Source organism: Enterococcus sp. DIV1224 (assembly GCF_050555455.1).
Classification (GTDB): Bacteria; Bacillota; Bacilli; order Lactobacillales; family Enterococcaceae; genus Enterococcus_B; species Enterococcus_B lactis.
This window is the reverse complement of the sequence record NZ_CP187859.1, coordinates 1,869,579-1,885,055: the sequence shown is the minus strand read 5'-3', so window position 1 is coordinate 1,885,055 and position 15,477 is coordinate 1,869,579. Positions and strand designations below refer to the sequence as shown.

Below are 15,477 nucleotides of genomic sequence, written 5' to 3'. Positions count from 1 at the left end.
TGACAGGAAATGAAAAAAATATCAACATATGAAAATAAAAAAGTGCTTGTCTTAGGACTCGCAAAAAGCGGAGTAAGTGCGGCCAAATTATTACATGAATTGGGCGCACTTGTCACCGTTAATGACGGAAAACCTTTTGATGAAAATCCGGAAGCACAAGAATTGCTTTCTTTAGGGATAAAAGTAATAACAGGCAGTCATCCAATCGAATTACTAGATGAAGAATTTTCGTTGATGGTCAAAAATCCCGGGATTCCCTACAGCCATCCTTTAGTAGCAAAAGCCCAAGAAATGGGTATTCCGGTAATTACGGAAGTGGAGCTAGCTTACGAAGTAGCGGAATGCCCAATTATTGGGATTACAGGAACGAATGGAAAAACCACGACAACAACGATGACTGGACTACTACTGAATGCAGGCGTAGACAAAGGAGTTGCACGTCTAGCAGGAAATATTGGGTATCCAGCAAGTGGTGTCGCGGAAGAAGCGAAACCAGAAGATAAAATCGTGATGGAGTTATCTAGTTTTCAACTCATGGGAATCACAGATTTCCATCCTCATATAGCGGTGATCACCAATATTTATGAAGCACATATTGATTATCATGGGACAAGAAAAGAATACGTCAAAGCTAAATGGAACCTTCAAAAAAATATGACAGCTGAAGATTATCTGGTTCTTAACTGGAATCAGTCAGAACTACAAGAATTAGCGCAAAGAACAAAAGCACGCGTCCTGCCTTTTTCGACAAAAGAAGTGTTGGAAGATGGTGTGTATGCTGACGATCACGCAATTTATTATAAAAAAGAAAAAATAATGGAAATCTCTGAACTTGGCGTACCAGGTACGCATAATGTAGAAAATGCGTTAGCTGCTATTACTGTAGCAAAATTGTATGGTATATCAAATGAAGCTATACGACAAACGTTGCATTTATTCCATGGCGTGCCGCATCGTACGCAATATGTAGGAGAAATCCAAGGCAGAAAATTTTATAATGATTCAAAAGCAACCAATATTTTAGCGACTAAAATGGCTCTAAGCGGATTTGAAACGGCTAAGGTCGTGTTATTGGCAGGCGGATTAGATAGAGGAAATACATTTGATGAATTGGTTCCTTCACTAAAAGGTATCAAAGCAATGATCGTATTTGGTCAAACAAAAGAAAAATTGATCGATGCTGGAAAAAAAGCAGGCATCGAAACGATAGTAACAGCCGATTCTGTAGAACAAGCAGTTCCTTTAGCATTAGAAAACAGTACAGATGGTGATGTGATTTTATTATCACCAGCGAATGCCAGCTGGGATCAATACCCTAATTTTGAAACTAGAGGAAACCGATTCATGGAAGTTGTGAATCAATTAAAATAGAAAAAGTAGAAGCGAGCGATAAAAAATGAAAATTTTGGTTACGGGCGGAGGAACGGGAGGACATATTTATCCGGCTCTTGCCTTTGTCAATTATGTGAAGACTCAAGAACCGAATGCTGAATTCATGTATGTGGGAGCAAAACGTGGTCTGGAAAATAAAATTGTCCCTGATACAGGAATGCCTTTCCATACTTTGGAGATTCAAGGCTTTAAACGAAAAATTTCCATGCATAATATCAAGACAATCCGATTGTTTCTTAAGAGTATCCGTCAAGCAAAAAAAATCCTCAGTGATTTTCAACCAGATATCGTTATCGGTACTGGAGGATATGTATCCGGAGCAGTAGTGTATGCTGCATCAAAAATGGGAATTCCAACTATTATCCATGAACAAAACAGTGTACCAGGTGTTACCAATAAATTTTTAAGCCGATATGTGGATCGGATCGCTCTTTCATTCAAAGATGCGGCTCCTTTTTTTCCTGAAAACAAATCAGTCCTTGTAGGTAATCCTCGAGCACAAGAAGTAGCAGATACTAAAAAATCAGATATTTTGAAAACATTTGGGTTGGATCCAGAAAAGAAAACAGTCTTGATTTTTGGCGGCAGTCAAGGAGCACTTAAAATCAATCAAGCGGTATCGGTTTTTTTAAGTGAATATATTCCTTCCTCTTATCAAGTCTTGTATGCTTCAGGAGAAAGATATTATGAAGAAATCCTAAATAAAATAAATCCTGAAATACAAAATATTAGTGTCCAGCCTTACATCAAAAACATGGCAGAAGTCATGGCTTCGAGCAATCTGCTAGTGGGACGTGCTGGTGCAACTTCGATCGCAGAATTTACAGCTTTGGGGCTTCCGGCAGTGTTGGTTCCCAGTCCATATGTTACGAATGATCATCAGACTAAAAATGCAATGAGTCTTGTTCATGCAGGAGCAGCAAAAATGATTGCGGATAATGAGCTAACGGGTGAATCACTAAGTCAGACAATTAACGAAATCATGGATGATGAAGAATTGCAAAAGCAAATGTGCCGAGCTTCTAAAGAACAAGGCATCCCTGATGCTTCAAAACGTCTTTATGACGTAGTGAATCAAATAATCAAAAAATAAAGGCGGTGGTCTTAGTGAGTAAGAAAAAAGAACCTAAAAAATTGTCTCATCCGTCTTCTGATGAAAACAATTTGACTCCTTGGCAAAAGGCTAACCGAAAATATCTGGCAGAACAAGGGATGAAAAACCAAGAGCCAAAAAAAGAAGACACACCATTAGACACACCCCTTTCAGATTCTGAAGAAGAAAAAACGGTTCAAGAGGAACAGCAAGAAACAAGCCAGTCAGAAAGCCAGTCCGAGAAAAAAATCGAATTTTTTGAAGAGATCAAGCAAAAGAAAAACGGTGGCCCGTATAACGGTTCTTTTTTGAATCGTCTCCCTAATTTAAAAAGTCAAAGGCATAAAGTACTGTTTCGTCGGTTAGCATTGATTATTACTGTATTGGGCATACCGCTGATTTTTTTGATCTATTATGTTTCTCCTTATAGCAAGCTACAAGCAGTTGCAGTGTCAGGTAATAAGGTAGTCAACAGTCAGGAAATCATCTCTGATACCAAATTGTCATTGGGAGAAAATGTCTGGGGGCAGTATTTCGATCGATCCACTTATATCGAACGGCTAAAAAAAGCACAGCCGAGAATCGAAAAAGCAGCTATACACTTCAAAGGGATAAATGAGTTCGATTTGGATGTGACAGAATACAAAGAAATCGCTTTGATTGCAAAAGATAATCAATACTATCCAGTAATTGAAAATGGAACAGTATTAGATGAAAAAGTAGCAAATCCTACAAAAAATCTCCCTATCTTAGAAGAGTTCAAAGATTCAGCAAAAATCAAAGAATTAACAAAGCAATACAATCAGTTATCATCAGAATTGCAAAAAGCAATCTCTGAAATCAAGTATACACCAAGAGCAAGTAATAAAAACCTGATCCAATTGAACATGAATGATGGCAATCAAGTCATTGTAAATATCAATAATCTTGCGAACCAAATGAAATATTATTCGCAAGTAGCCAAAGACATGGATGAAAAAGGTGTGATCGACATGGAAGTTGGCATCTACTCATATCCTTACAGCAGTACTCAAGAAACGGCAGAATCGGACCAAACGAAAGAAACAACTGGAAGTGAAGAAAACGCGGATCAAACAAATGGGTCAAGTGAAGAGGCAGAAACGCAAGCAGCAGATACACCTGAATCGTCTGATATAAACGGCTCATCTGATTCAAATAATTCAAGTGAAACAAGTCAAATAGAAGACAATCCAAGTACAACTCCGTCAAGTTTAAATGAAAATTGATAAAACAACTTTAAAAAGTAAGAATGTACTTTCTAAAAACCAGTAATTTATGGTAGAATTGAAAGCAGTGAATATATCTATTAATAAGTATATTTTAAAACGGACGCTAGTTGTTCGCTTGTATATGGAATAGTAAGTAGGAGGGAATCCCATTCATGGCAAAAACAGGAATGTATGTAGGCCTTGATATTGGAACGACATCTGTTAAAGTTGTCGTGGCTGAATATATCGACAGCCAAATGAATATTATTGGAGTAGGAAACGCAAAATCAGAAGGGATTAACCGAGGCATTATCGTTGATATCGATAAAACGGTCCAAGCGATACAACGAGCAGTACGACAAGCAGAAGAAAAAGCAGGTATCCAGATCAAAGGCGTAAGTGTCGGTTTGCCAGCAAACATGCTTGAAGTAGAAAATTGCCAGGGAATGATTGCAGTTAACGGAGATTCAAAGGAAATCACCGATGAAGATGTCAGAAATGTGGCTTCTGCTGCCCTTGTTCGTTCAATACCTCCTGAACGTCAAATCGTGTCAATTTTGCCACAAGATTTTACTGTCGATGGATTCGAGGGAATCAAAGACCCTCGTGGAATGATCGGCGTAAGATTAGAAATGTACGGTCTGTTGTTTACCGGACCAAAAACGATCATCCATAACATACGTAAATGCGTGGAAAATGCCGGATTAATCGTCAATGAAATGGTGATTACTCCTTTAGCGCTGACAGAATCAATTCTTTCTGACGGAGAAAAAGATTTTGGTACGATCGTTATTGATATGGGTGGTGGCCAAACGACAACAGCTGTTATGCATGATAAGCAATTGAAGTTTACCAGTCTCGACCAAGAAGGTGGCGAATTTGTCACTAAAGATATCTCTATTGTATTAAATACGTCTTTTAACAATGCAGAAGCGTTGAAAATAAATTACGGGGATGCATATCCAGAACGGACATCACCAGATGAAGAGTTTCCAGTAGATGTAATTGGCCAGTCAGAACCAGTGAAAGTCGATGAACGCTATTTGTCAGAAATTATTTCAGCTCGTATGGAACAGATTTTCAACAAAGCAAAAGATGCATTGGACCAAATCGAAGCATTAGAGTTGCCAGGTGGCGTCGTATTGACAGGCGGAGCTGCTAGTCTTCCAGGTGTTGTGGACTTGGCGCAAGAAATCTTCGGCGTAAATGTGAAACTGTATGTTCCAAATCACATGGGACTGAGAAACCCGGTATTTACAAATGTAATAAGTATCGTTGATTATTCAGCAAACTTGAGCGAAGTGTATCAATTGGCAAAAATTGCTGTTACAGGTGAGACCTCAGCAGCTCGTCAAATGGTAGTTGAACAAGAAACAACAAACACATATGAAAGCTATGAAGCACCTGAAGAAACAGTCTATGATGAGCCGGAACCAAAAGAATCCGGAGAAAATGTAAAAAATAAAATCAAGGGTTTCTTTACAAATATTTTTGATTAATTCATCCTGGGAGGAATAAGATATGGAATTCTCAATTGATAATAATATCAATGACGGCGCAGTAATCAAAGTCATCGGAGTCGGTGGTGGCGGTGGAAATGCTGTGAACCGAATGATTGAAGAAAACGTCAAAGGTGTTGAATTCATTACGGCCAACACAGACGTGCAAGCATTAAAAAATTCAAAAGCTGAAACAGTTATCCAATTAGGACCAAAATATACTCGTGGTTTAGGGGCTGGTTCTCAACCAGAAGTTGGACAAAAAGCGGCAGAAGAAAGTGAACAATCCTTACGAGAAGCTTTAGACGGTGCAGATATGATTTTCATCACTGCAGGAATGGGTGGAGGAACTGGTACAGGTGCTGCGCCAATCGTTGCAGGGATCGCTAGAGAACTGGGCGCATTGACCGTTGGTGTCGTTACACGTCCGTTCACTTTTGAAGGACCTAAACGTGGCCGTTTTGCTGCAGAAGGTATCGCTCGTTTGAAAGAAAATGTCGATACATTATTGATTATCTCAAATAACCGTTTACTAGAAGTTGTAGATAAAAAGACACCAATGCTTGAAGCTTTCCGTGAAGCAGATAACGTTTTACGTCAAGGTGTACAAGGTATCTCTGACTTGATTACGGCACCAGGTTACGTTAACCTTGACTTTGCTGACGTGAAAACAGTGATGGAAAACCAAGGTACAGCATTGATGGGAATCGGTGTAGCTAGTGGAGAAGATCGCGTAGTAGAAGCAACGAAAAAAGCAATCTCCTCTCCATTGCTTGAAACATCTATTGATGGAGCGGAACAAGTACTTCTTAACATCACAGGCGGTTTGGATATGACATTGTTTGAAGCACAAGATGCTTCAGATATCGTAGCAAATGCAGCAACTGGCGATGTAAATATTATTCTAGGTACATCTATCAATGAAGAAATGGGCGATGAAATCCGCGTGACGGTCATCGCAACAGGTATCGATGAATCAAAAAAGGAGCGCAAGTCTAGCCGTCCAGCTAGACAAGCACAAATGCAATCACCTGCTCAAAAGACTGTATTAGATATGGATCAAGCTAAACCAACTTCTGCAGAAGAAGAAAACAGTTTTGGCGATTGGGATATCAGACGTGAACAAAATGTTCGTCCTAGAGTTGATGATTCCAATTTTGACAATATCGAAAAAAAAGAATTTGATACATTCAACCGCGAAGAAACAAAATCTCATGGCGATGATGAATTAAATACGCCACCGTTTTTCCGTCGTAAAAAATAAAGGAGAGGAAGAGCACATGATTGCTGACAACTTGCAGAAAATCAAGCAAGAAATTCAGGATTCGTGTGCTCTTGTTCATCGTGATCCGAAAGAAGTTACATTAGTAGCTGTAACAAAATCTGTTGAATCAGCTCAAGCTGAAGAATTGGGCAGAGCTGGCGTTATGAATTGTGCAGAAAACCGAGTAGATAAACTATTACAAAAGAAACAAGATTTATTTGATTTTCCCGAAATAAAGTGGCATTTAATTGGTAATTTACAGCGCAGAAAGGTAAAATTGATTGTAAATGAAATTGATTACTTTCATGCGTTGGACAGTTTAAGATTAGCAGAAGAAATCCAGAAGCGGTTAGAAAAAGAATTATCCTGTTTTATTGAAGTAAATGTTTCTGGTGAGGAATCAAAACATGGAATTTCACCAGATGAGCTTTTACCGTTTGTGGAATCTTTAGCTGCCTGCACAAAAATCAAGGTTGTTGGTTTAATGACTATGGCTCCTAAAGAAGCTTCTGATGAGCAAATCCATAAAGTGTTTGGTACGCTGAAAGAATTGCGTGATCTTGTTCAAGCAAAAGGTTATGCCCATGCACCATGTAATGAATTAAGCATGGGGATGAGTCAGGATTTTCAAATTGCGATTGAAGAAGGTGCAACATTTATCCGTGTAGGAACAGCGCTATTCAAAGACGAATAAAGGAGGAACAAAAATGCCGCTTTTAAACAGAGGAGCAATTGCTAATTTTTTCGGATTAGCTGATGAGGAAGAGTACGAATACCAAGATTATCCTGAAACAACAAAAAAGGCTGTACAGCCAACTAAAAAAAATATAACACAGAATCAACCAACTCATTCTGTATCTGCTGCGAATACTCATGAGAAACAAAAAACGGCGACTTCACGTCCTGTAACGCATGAAAGTATTCAGCCGGCTGAAAAGAAAAAAGTAATTGAACTACATCAATCACCTACAAAAACTGTAGCGAAAGAAAGAACAGCTTCAAGAACGTCTACACAACCTAAAGCAAATCTTGCGGGAAAAATCACTGTGATGGAACCAAGAGCTTATTCTGAAGCGATGGCGATTGCTAAAAGAATCATCGCTGGAGAAGCAACCTTAGTGAATTTTCATTTAGTGGAAGAAAAGCAAGCGAGAAGAATTGTTGATTTTCTAACAGGAACAGTTTATGCATTAGATGGAGATATCAAACGCGTTGGAGATGAGATTTTTCTTTGTACACCGACAGGGATGGAGATTGACAGTTCAACCGCTCAATCTTTTGCAGATGCGAATTTGTTTGATCTGTAAGAGGAGGAACTACGATTTATATTATTGCGCTATTACTTCATTTAATTCAACGGGCAGCCTATTTCTATAGCATTATCTTGATGGTATATGCTTTGCTCTCTTGGTTTCCAGGCGGTTATCAATCAGGATTAGGACGGTTTTTAGCTAAGATCTGTGAACCGTATATCAGTTTATTCGATCGTCTGCCTTTAAGGATCGGTCCTTTGGATTTCACGATTTTAGGGGCCATTCTAATCTTGAACTTAGCCGTACAAGGATTAGCACAGATCGTTATATGGATAACTATCCATTTAGTTTATTGATTCAAGCAATAAAATCTTTATTCTCAGAATAGATAGGAGGGGAAAATTTTGGATGCAAATGTATACCAGCACTTTCGGGCAGATGAACGTGCATTTATCGACTCAGTAGGTGATTGGATTGAACAAGTTCAAGGACAATATGCGCCATATCTGACTGAATTTCTTGACCCCAGACAATCCTATATTTTAGAAACACTGATTCGTCAAAGCAGTGATTTGCGTTTCATGTTTTATGGTGGATATGAACAGGCAGAAAGAAAAAGATGTTTGATTTTCCCCGATTATTACGAACCTGTAGAGGAAGATTTTGAAACAGCATTGTATGAAATCCATTATCCTAGCAAATTTGCCAGTCTAAGTCATGGGAAAATCCTTGGGACTTTAGTGGGAACAGGTATCAAACGCTCTTACTTTGGCGATATCATCTCAGATGGCGATCGCTGGCAAGTATTTATTGCAAATGAGGTGGATCATTTTGTTGCTGCACAAGTAACAAAGATTGGAAAAGTTGCTGTACGCTTGGAACCAATCAAATACACAGAAATGATTTTGCCGAAAGACAGCTGGACACAAGAAAGAGGGACTGTTAGTTCTATGCGACTGGACAGTGTGATCTCTGAGATTTATAATATTTCCAGACAGCGGTCCAAGCAGCTGATCGAAGCTGGTAAAGTAAAAGTGAATTGGACAGAAAATACAAGACCTGATTTTGTACTTGAACTATTAGATATTATTTCAGTCAGGGGTTACGGCAGAGTCCAGATCCAAGAACTTGAGGGGAAGACGAAAAAAGAAAAGTACAGGGTGTTGTTCGGTGTATTACGTAAATAAAATAAAAAGGTGGTTTACTCATGGCTTTAACTCCATTAGATATCCAAAATAAGACATTCCCAACAAAAATGCGGGGATATAATCAAGACGAAGTAGATGATTTCTTAGATTTAGTTGTTCGTGACTATGAAGAATTGACTCAAAGAAATCGTGAATTAGAAAAAGCAGTCAAACATTCAGAAGAAAAACTTGAGTATTTCAATGAATTGAAAGATGCATTGAACCAATCGATCATCGTAGCTCAAGACACAGCGGATAAAGTAAAAACAAGTGCAAGTAAAGAATCTGAAGTGATCGTTACTTCTGCACAAAACAAAGCAGATGAGTTAGTTGCGAATGCTGAAAAACGTGCACACCAATTAACAACTGATGCAGAAGAAAAAGCAAGAAAAATCTTGACAGATGCAACAGAAAAAGCAAGACAGCTTGCGACAGAAACAGAAGATCTTAAGAAAAAGACACGAGTATTCCATCAACGTATCAGCTTGATGCTTGAATCTCAATTGGAACAAGTGAAAAGTCCAGAATGGGACGAAATTTTACAACCATTCTCTAGCTATGTGACTGACAGCCATGAAGTGATCAAAGAAGTTTTAGCAAAACAGCTTGACAACGAAAATGATACTGATGTAAACTCAGACACAGGAGTCATAGAAGCACCTATGACGGCATTTGATACACAGGCTATCGATATCTCAATCGTACCTGGTGAACATGAAAACGAGTAGAACAGAAAAGCACTTTGTTATTCTTAAAGCGAGCCGATGAGAGTGGAAGATCGGTAAGACACTGCATCGTGAAAGATCCTCTACTTGAGACTGCTTTTCTGAAACTAGAGTAAGAAGCAGCGGCTGACCTCGTTATTGGTCACAGAGAGTTTGCATTAGATAGATGCAACTAAATTTGGGTGGTACCACGGCATGTTCGTCCCTTGCGGCTGAACATGCCTTTTTGTGTCCGGAAAATAAACGAAGGAGTGAATGGTTGAATGAAAATGAAAGAAACCTTGCAATTAGGAAAAACAAAATTCCCTATGCGTGGTAATTTGCCAAACCGAGAAGGCGAATGGCAAAAAGAATGGGAAGAAAATCAAATCTACCAAAAAAGACAAGAATTGAACGAAGGAAAACCTAGCTTTGTTCTTCATGATGGACCTCCTTATGCCAATGGAAATATCCATTTAGGGCACTCATTGAATAAAATCAGTAAAGACATTATCATTCGTTCAAAATCAATGTCTGGCTACCGCGCACCATATGTTCCAGGATGGGATACACATGGATTGCCAATCGAACAAGTGTTGGCTAATAAAGGCGTGAAACGTAAAGAAATGTCCATGGCAGAATATTTGGAAAAATGTCGTGAATATGCACTTTCCCAAGTAGATAAGCAACGAGAAGATTTCAAACGCCTAGGGGTTGCAGGAGATTGGGAACATCCCTATGTCACATTAGACCCTTCGTATGAAGCTGCACAAGTACGCGTATTTGGTAAAATGGCTGAAAAAGGCTATATTTACAAAGGATTGAAACCCATTTACTGGTCTCCGTCAAGTGAGTCTTCTTTAGCGGAAGCTGAAATTGAATATAAAGATGTAAAATCTCCATCTATTTTTGTAGCTTTCAATGTCAAAGACGGCAAAGGCATCCTTGATGAAGATACAGCTTTCGTCATTTGGACGACAACACCATGGACATTGCCAGCAAACCAAGGTATTGCTGTAAATCCCAAATTTACGTATGTACTGGTCGAAGCTGATGGCCGTAAGTTTGTTGTAGCAAAAGATTTGCTAGAAACAGTTCAAACAGAAATCGGTTGGGAAAATGTAACGGTTCTAAAAGAATTTGCTGGACAAGAAATGGAATATATGACTGCAAGTCATCCATTCTATGACCGTGAATCGCTCGTAATTTTAGGTGACCATGTTACTTTAGACGCTGGTACTGGATTAGTCCATACTGCTCCAGGACACGGGGAAGATGACTATATCGCCGGTAGCAAATATAAACTATCTGTAGTGTCACCTGTAGACTCAAAAGGGTTGTTTACAGAAGAAGCTCCTGGATTTGAAGGAATCTTTTATGATAAAGCAAATCCTATGATTACTGATTTATTAAAGGAAAAAGGAGCTTTGCTGAAACTAGATTTCTTTACCCATAGTTATCCTCATGATTGGCGGACGAAAAAACCTGTGATTTATCGTGCAACTCCACAATGGTTTGCATCTATCGATAAATTCCGTCAGAATATTTTGGATGAAGTAGAAAAAGTAGATTGGGTTATTCCATGGGGAAAAACACGTTTATATAATATGATCCGTGATCGCGGCGACTGGGTCATTTCTCGTCAACGTGCATGGGGAGTGCCGCTTCCGATTTTCTATGCTGAAAATGGTGAAGCAATCATCACGCCAGAAACAATCGAACATGTAGCAAAATTATTCGCTGAACATGGATCAATCATCTGGTTTGAAAAAGAAGCAAAAGAACTTCTTCCTGAAGGATTTACTCACCCAGGTTCTCCTAATGGCGAATTTACAAAAGAAAAAGATATCATGGATGTCTGGTTTGATTCTGGTTCTTCTCATGAAGCTGTTTTACGTCAACGACCAGAATTATCATTCCCAGCAGATATGTACTTAGAAGGATCAGACCAATATCGTGGCTGGTTCAACTCAAGTATCACGACAAGTGTGGCTATCAATGGCGTAGCACCATATAAATCAGTTATTTCTCAAGGATTTGCTTTAGATGGCGAAGGCCGTAAGATGAGTAAATCTTTAGGAAATATCATTGCACCAGAAAAAGTGATCAAACAATTTGGTGCAGATATCCTTCGCTTGTGGGTATCTAGTGTCGATTATGAAGCAGATGTTCGTGTATCGATGGATATCTTAAGTCAAGTGGCAGAGGTATATCGTAAGATCAGAAATACGATGCGTTTCTTATTAGCGAATACAGAAGATTTCGATCCTAAAAAAGATACTGTTTCGTACAATGATTTACGCTCTGTAGACAAATACATGACCGTACGATTGAACCAAGTAATCAAAGAAATCAGAGAAGAAGGATATGACAAATATAATTTCATGCATATTTATCGTACAGTTATGAACTTCTTGACTGTTGATCTATCGTCCTTCTACCTGGATTTTGCTAAAGATGTGGTTTATATCGAAGCAGAAGATGATTATCAACGTCGTTGCATGCAAACTGTTTTCTATCAAACAGCTGTAGCTTTGACGAAACTATTGACGCCTATCATTCCACATACGGCGGAAGAAATCTGGTCATTCCTGAAAGAAGAAGAAGCATACGTTCAGTTAAGCGAATTTCCTGGCTATGAAGAGTTTGCGAACCAAGAGGAATTGATGGACACTTGGGCTGCTTTCATGGATTTCCGTGACAAGGTCTTAAAAGCATTGGAAGAAGCAAGAAATAGCAAATTGATTGGTAAATCATTGGAAGCAAAACTAACTGTTTATCCAAAACAACAAGTTCGTGAAATGTTAAAAGCTTTGGATGCAGATATTGCACAATTGCTGATCGTTTCCCCAGACTACTTTGAAGTAATGGAAGCAGATGTACAAGTGCCAGATAATGCTGTGGTATTTGATGATGTTGCTATTACAGTGGAAAAAGCAGACGGAGAAACGTGCGATCGCTGTCGTCAAGTTCGTAAAGATGTAGGAGTAGATGAAAAACTTCCTCATCTATGCAGTCGTTGTGCAAAAATCGTTGAAGCATTCTATCCTGAAGCTGTAGCTGAAGGATTCGAAGAAAAGTAAAATGGAAAAGGGGTTGTGACATGTTTTTTGTCACAACCCCTTTTGTTATCAATCGATTAATTTTCCACGTTCGCGATACCAGTTATCTGGTTGCCAGATCCATTCGAATCCGTCTTTTTCAAGTAATTCGAAAGCTGCTTTAGGCCCCATTGATCCGGCCTTGTAGTTTGGAAAGTCCGGTTGTGTTTGGTCCCAAGCTTTGCGAATGACATCCACGATATGCCAAGATTGAGCGACTTCTTCCCAATGAGAGAAATTCGTTCCATCACCATTCAACGCATCTAGCAGTAATTTTTCGTAAGCTTCTGGGCTATTTTCAACCATTTCTGCACTATTTCGAAATTCTAATTTGATTGGTTCCGTTTCAAACCCTTGACCTACTTCTTTTCCATTCAGGGATAAAGAAAATCCTTCAGTTGGCTGGATATAGATCGTTAGAACATTCGGTGGGAGTGTCGTATCGTCACATGGTTCATCGACAGATGTTTTGAATACATTAACAGGAACCTGTTTGAACACGATATTGATCCGAGTACCTTTTTCAGTCAAACGTTTTCCTGTACGCACATAGAAGGGAACACCAGACCAACGGAAGTTGTCGATAGTGAATTTTCCTGCGACGAAGGTTTCGGTCTCTGATTGAGCATCCACTTTGTCTTCTTCTCGATAACCTTTGAATTGTACGCCATCTAATTCACCTTGAGCATATTGTCCACGAACGAAGTTTTCTAACACTTCTTCTTCGTTGTAGATGCGGATTGCTTTCAATGCTTTGATCTTTTCTGTACGGATTTCTTTTTCGGAAAATGCTACTGGTGGTTCCATTGCAAGTAATGCTACAACTTGCAAAATATGATTTTGCACCATATCTTTCAGTGCGCCACTATGATCGTAGTAGCCCCCGCGATCTTCTACACCAAGGTTTTCACCAAAAGTGATTTGGATATTATCGATGTAACGATTATTCCATTGAGCCTCAAAAATATTATTGGCAAAACGGATAGCTGAGATGTTTTGGATCATTTCTTTCCCTAAATAATGATCGATCCTGAAAATATCTTGTTCAGGGAATACTTCTCTGATTTGCTGATTCAATTCGAAAGCAGATTGGTAATCCGATCCAAACGGTTTTTCTATAATCAAACGATTGAAGCCATTTTTTGTCATAATGTTTTGTGATTTTAAATGAGAAACGATCGTTCCGAAAAATTGAGGTGCCATGGCCAAATAATAGACGCGATTGCCGTTTAACTGATAGTGTCCATCTAATCGGTCAGACAATTCTTTTAATGTTTGATAATGTGTTGAATCATTTACATCATGGGATTGGTAGTAAAAATGACTAGCAAAAGTAGTTGCTTCTTCATCAGAAGGATTCAATGCACGGATCGTTTCTTTGACAACTTCACGGTAGTGTTCATCGCTCCAAGGACGGCGAGCGGTCCCGATCACGGCAAAATGCTCGCCTAAATTTCCTTTTCTGTACAGGCGGAACAAAGACGGGTACAATTTACGTTGGGCTAGGTCACCTGTGCCGCCGAATATCGTAAACAATACATTTTTTTCATTAGACATGTAGATACACTCCTTTATATTTTATCGACAAAAATCGTGCTGGCCGCCTTGAAGCTGACGGGTATTTTCTTTCTATCATTTTGGATAGTGATTGGTCCTTCATAAGCTGCGATATCAACGATCTCATACTCTTCGTTGATATTCAGGTCAATTGTGACTAAGTAATCCAACAATTCTTTTTCATCAAGCACTCGTGCGATACGCACTTTTGTACCGACAGGATAAGATTCTAGTGTTTGCCGGCGTTCTTCATGGACGACTTCCTCTTTTTTAGGAATCGATCCTCCATGAGGACAATGTTCAGGATGATTCAAATAGTTTTCTAAATGATCTGCAAGATGTTCCGAAGTCACATGTTCCAATACTTCAGCATCATCGTGGACTTCATTCCAGCTATAGTCTAAATGTTCAACTAAAAAAACTTCCCATAAACGATGTTTGCGAATCAAACTGCTAGCTTTTTGCAGTCCGCTTGCAGTCAATTGTACACCTTGATAAGGGGAATGTTCTACAAGCTCTTCTTTCACAAGTTTAGAAATCATTTCACTGACAGACGCAGCCGAGACATCCAGGCTAGATACGATTTGTTTATTGTTGACTTTCGTTGTATCTCCGCCTAGTTCTAAAATGATTTTCAAATAATCTTCTCGATTTGGTGTCATATTCGATCATCCTTTCATGGTAAAAACCATCATTAGTAAGTGTAACAAAAAAAACGTTAATTGACTATTTTTCTAAATAAAAAACAAAGGATTTTTGGACGTTTTTACAACAAAAAACGAAAGACGAGAAAGAAGACTCATACTTTCGTTTATAGATATATATTGGGAGGTGTCTATTTTTCAGATGTCAACTTATACGAGACATCTGCAGATTCATCATAAAGAGTTTGTTCGGGATAAGAAAAGACAAGATAAAAACCATATTGATCACGTACGACTAAACGCTGTTCATCTATTTCTACTACAGATGTGCCAAGTGACTGACCGTTGATCAAAAACGTGTAATCAGATGTAATCTGTAATTGTTGTTTTTGCTGGCTATCACTGAAGAACCATGTACCTTGATACCTCGAGAGTCTTTCAGATTTTTCCGCTTGTTTTTTCTTTTTCAAGTAAATCCAACTTGAGAGAACGGCAACGAGTGAGCCAAGAAAATAGATCATTTTTTTTATCACCAAATCACTCCTTTATGAGAA

At 38.8% G+C, this 15,477-nt stretch carries 14 protein-coding genes; 11 read left to right on the top strand and 3 right to left on the bottom strand.

Annotated elements, in window-relative coordinates; genetic code table 11:
- Window positions 1-9: 9 nt before the first annotated feature.
- From murD to ileS, 11 genes are all read left to right on the top strand, one after another.
- The gene (murD, locus tag IGK53_RS09195) at window positions 10-1,371 is read left to right on the top strand and encodes a UDP-N-acetylmuramoyl-L-alanine--D-glutamate ligase (RefSeq protein ID WP_002291860.1); all 1,362 of its coding nucleotides are present in this window, start codon (window positions 10-12) and stop codon (window positions 1,369-1,371) included.
- 25 nt (window positions 1,372-1,396) lie between these two features.
- Window positions 1,397-2,485: an undecaprenyldiphospho-muramoylpentapeptide beta-N-acetylglucosaminyltransferase gene (gene murG / locus IGK53_RS09190; protein ID WP_002291857.1), complete on the top strand. Its 1,089-nt coding sequence runs from the start codon at window positions 1,397-1,399 to the stop codon at window positions 2,483-2,485.
- Window positions 2,486-2,499: 14 nt separating this feature from the next.
- Window positions 2,500-3,732 (top strand): cell division protein FtsQ/DivIB, encoded by a 1,233-nt coding sequence (locus tag IGK53_RS09185; protein WP_002329026.1) that lies wholly within the window; start codon window positions 2,500-2,502, stop codon window positions 3,730-3,732.
- 155 nt (window positions 3,733-3,887) lie between these two features.
- Window positions 3,888-5,213, top strand: coding sequence for a cell division protein FtsA (gene ftsA, locus IGK53_RS09180; RefSeq protein ID WP_002291855.1), 1,326 nt, complete (start codon window positions 3,888-3,890; stop codon window positions 5,211-5,213).
- 22 nt (window positions 5,214-5,235) lie between these two features.
- Entirely contained in the window at window positions 5,236-6,477 is a 1,242-nt protein-coding gene (gene ftsZ / locus IGK53_RS09175) for a cell division protein FtsZ (RefSeq protein WP_002291854.1), read from the top strand.
- Window positions 6,478-6,493: 16 nt separating this feature from the next.
- Window positions 6,494-7,171 (top strand): YggS family pyridoxal phosphate-dependent enzyme, encoded by a 678-nt coding sequence (locus tag IGK53_RS09170; RefSeq protein WP_002291853.1) that lies wholly within the window; start codon window positions 6,494-6,496, stop codon window positions 7,169-7,171.
- 13 nt (window positions 7,172-7,184) lie between these two features.
- A complete protein-coding gene (locus IGK53_RS09165) occupies window positions 7,185-7,784 on the top strand; it encodes a cell division protein SepF (RefSeq protein WP_002291852.1) in 600 nt (199 codons plus the stop codon).
- 23 nt (window positions 7,785-7,807) lie between these two features.
- Window positions 7,808-8,086, top strand: coding sequence for a YggT family protein (locus tag IGK53_RS09160; RefSeq protein ID WP_033583228.1), 279 nt, complete (start codon window positions 7,808-7,810; stop codon window positions 8,084-8,086).
- Window positions 8,087-8,134: 48 nt separating this feature from the next.
- Window positions 8,135-8,917 carry an RNA-binding protein gene (locus IGK53_RS09155; RefSeq protein WP_002291847.1) on the top strand — a complete coding sequence of 261 codons (783 nt, stop codon included), beginning with the start codon at window positions 8,135-8,137 and terminating at the stop codon, window positions 8,915-8,917.
- Between the two features lie 20 nt (window positions 8,918-8,937).
- Entirely contained in the window at window positions 8,938-9,645 is a 708-nt protein-coding gene (locus IGK53_RS09150) for a DivIVA domain-containing protein (protein WP_002291846.1), read from the top strand.
- 260 nt (window positions 9,646-9,905) lie between these two features.
- Window positions 9,906-12,704 carry an isoleucine--tRNA ligase gene (gene ileS / locus IGK53_RS09145; protein ID WP_002291844.1) on the top strand — a complete coding sequence of 933 codons (2,799 nt, stop codon included), beginning with the start codon at window positions 9,906-9,908 and terminating at the stop codon, window positions 12,702-12,704.
- A gap of 48 nt (window positions 12,705-12,752) precedes the next feature.
- Here the strand turns inward: ileS and zwf are convergent, their stop codons facing one another.
- The 3 genes from zwf to IGK53_RS09130 all read right to left on the bottom strand — a co-directional run bounded on the left by zwf (window position 12,753) and on the right by IGK53_RS09130 (window position 15,456).
- Window positions 12,753-14,279, bottom strand: coding sequence for a glucose-6-phosphate dehydrogenase (gene zwf / locus IGK53_RS09140; RefSeq protein ID WP_002291842.1), 1,527 nt, complete (start codon window positions 14,277-14,279; stop codon window positions 12,753-12,755).
- A 14-nt stretch (window positions 14,280-14,293) separates the two neighbouring features.
- On the bottom strand, window positions 14,294-14,941 hold the full coding sequence (locus tag IGK53_RS09135) for a metal-dependent transcriptional regulator (RefSeq protein WP_002286616.1): 648 nt from the start codon (window positions 14,939-14,941) through the stop codon (window positions 14,294-14,296).
- A 173-nt stretch (window positions 14,942-15,114) separates the two neighbouring features.
- Window positions 15,115-15,456 carry a DUF4828 domain-containing protein gene (locus IGK53_RS09130; protein WP_002329027.1) on the bottom strand — a complete coding sequence of 114 codons (342 nt, stop codon included), beginning with the start codon at window positions 15,454-15,456 and terminating at the stop codon, window positions 15,115-15,117.
- Between the last annotated feature and the right edge of the window lie 21 nt (window positions 15,457-15,477).

Bases quoted from the DNA above. Each gene is read 5' to 3' on its own strand.
- murD (WP_002291860.1), top strand. From the start codon at position 10: ATGAAAAAAATATCAACATATGAAAATAAAAAAGTGCTTGTCTTAGGA.
- murG (WP_002291857.1), top strand. From the start codon at position 1,397: ATGAAAATTTTGGTTACGGGCGGAGGAACGGGAGGACATATTTATCCG.
- ftsA (WP_002291855.1), top strand. From the start codon at position 3,888: ATGGCAAAAACAGGAATGTATGTAGGCCTTGATATTGGAACGACATCT.
- ftsZ (WP_002291854.1), top strand. From the start codon at position 5,236: ATGGAATTCTCAATTGATAATAATATCAATGACGGCGCAGTAATCAAA.
- IGK53_RS09170 (WP_002291853.1), top strand. From the start codon at position 6,494: ATGATTGCTGACAACTTGCAGAAAATCAAGCAAGAAATTCAGGATTCG.
- IGK53_RS09165 (WP_002291852.1), top strand. From the start codon at position 7,185: ATGCCGCTTTTAAACAGAGGAGCAATTGCTAATTTTTTCGGATTAGCT.
- IGK53_RS09150 (WP_002291846.1), top strand. From the start codon at position 8,938: ATGGCTTTAACTCCATTAGATATCCAAAATAAGACATTCCCAACAAAA.
- ileS (WP_002291844.1), top strand. From the start codon at position 9,906: ATGAAAATGAAAGAAACCTTGCAATTAGGAAAAACAAAATTCCCTATG.
- zwf (WP_002291842.1), bottom strand. From the start codon at position 14,279: ATGTCTAATGAAAAAAATGTATTGTTTACGATATTCGGCGGCACAGGT.
- IGK53_RS09135 (WP_002286616.1), bottom strand. From the start codon at position 14,941: ATGACACCAAATCGAGAAGATTATTTGAAAATCATTTTAGAACTAGGC.